Annotated in this window: 3 protein-coding genes; 2 read left to right on the forward strand and 1 reads right to left on the reverse strand. The window is 64.8% G+C overall.

Annotation, left to right across the window (positions count from 1 at the left end; all coding sequences use genetic code 11):
- Window positions 1-601, reverse strand: a 601-nt coding sequence (locus KVS69_RS18045) for a TetR family transcriptional regulator (RefSeq protein ID WP_217539384.1), incomplete at its 3' end; no start/stop codon positions are given.
- A 180-nt stretch (window positions 602-781) separates the two neighbouring features.
- Here KVS69_RS18045 and KVS69_RS18050 point away from each other — a divergent pair.
- Window positions 782-1,570 (forward strand): SDR family oxidoreductase, encoded by a 789-nt coding sequence (locus tag KVS69_RS18050; protein ID WP_217539385.1) that lies wholly within the window; start codon window positions 782-784, stop codon window positions 1,568-1,570.
- A gap of 91 nt (window positions 1,571-1,661) precedes the next feature.
- On the forward strand, window positions 1,662-2,663 hold the full coding sequence (locus KVS69_RS18055; protein WP_217539386.1) for an NADP-dependent oxidoreductase: 1,002 nt from the start codon (window positions 1,662-1,664) through the stop codon (window positions 2,661-2,663).
- Window positions 2,664-2,685: the final 22 nt, after the last annotated feature.

The raw sequence follows: 2,685 nt of genomic DNA on the forward strand, positions 1-2,685 counted from the left end.
GCTCAGCCTGCGCGGCTGAACTGCCTTGGCGCAGGCCTGACAGACGCGCCAGCACGTCCGCCCGGCAGACATTCAGGATTTCGTCCGCCAAAGGCGACTCGTCCGGGCAGGACCGGGACAGCACCATCGCGCCGACGGCTTGGGCCATCAGGGCGATGCGCCGCGCACGCGCCTGTTCGGAGGGGGTGTCGTCCGCCTGGCCTTGTGGCGAACGTGATGAGGCCAGCTGCGCCTCGATCCCGGCCGCAAAGGCCGCCTTCACGGTTTCCGGCTGGCGCGAAGCGTCGGTGCACAAGGCTGCAAGCGTGCAGCCTTGGCCTGGCGCGTCCCGATGCTCCCGGGACAGGTAGTAGCTCATGAAACCCAGCACATCCATCTGGGCTGCGGCATCTGCAGATTTCGCCAGCCCGCAGCTCGCAGCCTCGGCCATCAGGTCGGCCTTGGACCCGAAGTGCTTGTAAAAGCCACCGTGGGTGAACCCGGCGGCGGCCATCAGGTCTGCCACGCCAACGCCGTCGTAGCCCCGCTCCCTGAAGAGCATTGATGCGGTGTCGACGATCTGCGCTCGGTTGGCCTGCGCCTGTGCCTTGGTGACTTTCATGACTCGATGTCTCTTTTCGCCCTGGTGCGATCGGAGCGCAGTCTACCACGCAAAGATGATACCCATCATCAAACCATTGACACCTCGGATGATGGTCATCATCATTAAGCACTGCCGCATGCAGGTCCGCCCCTCCCCGCCCCGCTCACCCCATCCGAAACAACGCCCGCGAGACATTCCATGAACGTGCTTCCTACTGTCCTCATAACCGGCGCCTCCAGCGGCATCGGTGCCGTTTACGCCGAGCGTTTCGCCCGCCGAGGTCACGATCTGCTCCTGGTCGCACGAGACAAGGCGCGGCTGGACACCCTGGCCGAGCGCCTGCGACGCGAGAGCGGTGTTGCTGTCGAGGTACTTGCGGCCGATCTGACCCAGCGCACCGACCTGGACGCCGTTGAAGCGCGTCTGCGCGATGATGCCCGCATCGGCATCCTGGTCAACAATGCAGGCATGGCCCAGTCGGGTGGTTTCACCGAGCAGACGTCGGACGGCATCGAACGACTTGTCACGCTGAACACCATCGCGCTTACCCGCCTGGCCGCGGCCGTCGCGCCACGGCTGGCCGCTGCCGGCGAAGGTGCGATCATCAACATCGGCTCGGTGGTTGGACTGGCGCCGGAGTTCGGCATGAGCGTCTACGGCGCGACCAAGGCCTTCGTGCTGTTCCTGTCGCAGGGCCTCACACTGGAACTGTCGCCCAAGGGCGTTTACGTGCAGGCCGTGCTGCCTGCGGCCACGCGCACCGAGATATGGGAGCGTGCCGGCATCGACATCACCACGTTGCCGGAAGTGATGGATGTGGGCGAGCTGGTGGATGCAGCGCTGGTCGGTTTTGATCGCCGCGAGGCCGTCACCATTCCACCGCTGCATGTGGCGGAAAGTTGGGATGCGCTGGAGGCCTCGCGTCTCGGCGTGCTCTCCAATATCCGGCAGGCGCAGGCGGCGGACCGCTACCGCAGCGCCGGATGACGGCGTTTATCAACGACGGTAACGAAGGACCCCTCTACACCCTGCCCTGGCCTGCACTCCAAGGGCATCATACAGCCGGACATACACCGCCATGAAAGCCTTCCTGATCGACCGTTATGGCAAGAAGGAAACGGGTCACATCGACGATGTGCCAACGCCGGCGCTACGCGATGATGATGTGCTCGTCCGCGTGCACGCGGCCAGCGTCAATGCACTGGACACCCGGATCCGGACCGGTGAGTTCAAGGTCATCCTCCCCTATCGCCTGCCGTTGGTTCTTGGTAATGATCTCGCTGGCACGGTCGAGCGTGTCGGCGCCGGGGTGCAGGCGTTCAAGCCGGGCGACGAGGTGTATGCCCGCGTGGAGGATGACCGCATCGGCACGTTCGCCGAGTTCGTCGCGGTCAAGGCAGCGTCCGTAGCGCGAAAGCCGGGCAACCTGGACATGATGGAGGCCGCCTCGCTGCCACTGGTTGCGTTGACGGCGTGGCAGGCGTTGGTGGAGACCGCGCGGGTGAAACCGGGGCAGAAGGTCTTCATCCAGGCCGGCTCCGGCGGCGTCGGGACGGTAGCGATCCAGTTGGCCAAGCACCTTGGCGCCTTTGTCGCCACGACGACCAGTACCGCCAACGTGGCATGGGTGAAGGATCTTGGCGCGGATGTCGTCATCGATTACCGGCAGCAGGATTTCGCGACGGAGCTGCGCGACTACGATGTGGTGCTCAACAGCCTGGGCAAGGATGAGCTGTTCCGCTCACTGCAGATCCTCAGGCCGGGTGGACACCTCATTTCCATTTCGGGGCCACCCACGCCTGCGTTTGCCACTGCGCGCGGTCTCGCCTGGCCGGTGAAGCAGGTCATGCGTCTGCTCAGCCATCGGATCCGCAGCAAGGCCAGGCAGAGGGGGGTGGACTACACGTTCCTGTTCATGCGCGCCGACGGGGACCAGTTGGGCGAGATCACCGCGCTGGTCGAATCCGGTGCGCTTCGCCCGGTCATCGACAGGGTGTTCCCCTTCCAGCAGACCGAAAGCGCCTTGGCTTATGTCGATAGCGGTCGGACGAAGGGCAAGGTGGTGATCGAGATGCGGTAGCGGGCTGGCATACCTGCCCGCG

Source organism: Stenotrophomonas sp. GbtcB23 (assembly GCF_019091045.1).
Lineage (GTDB): Bacteria > Pseudomonadota > Gammaproteobacteria > Xanthomonadales > Xanthomonadaceae > Stenotrophomonas > Stenotrophomonas rhizophila_A.

Excerpts from the sequence above, each read along its gene's own strand:
- KVS69_RS18050 (WP_217539385.1), top strand. The coding sequence starts at position 782 with ATGAACGTGCTTCCTACTGTCCTCATAACCGGCGCCTCCAGCGGCATC.
- KVS69_RS18055 (WP_217539386.1), top strand. The coding sequence starts at position 1,662 with ATGAAAGCCTTCCTGATCGACCGTTATGGCAAGAAGGAAACGGGTCAC.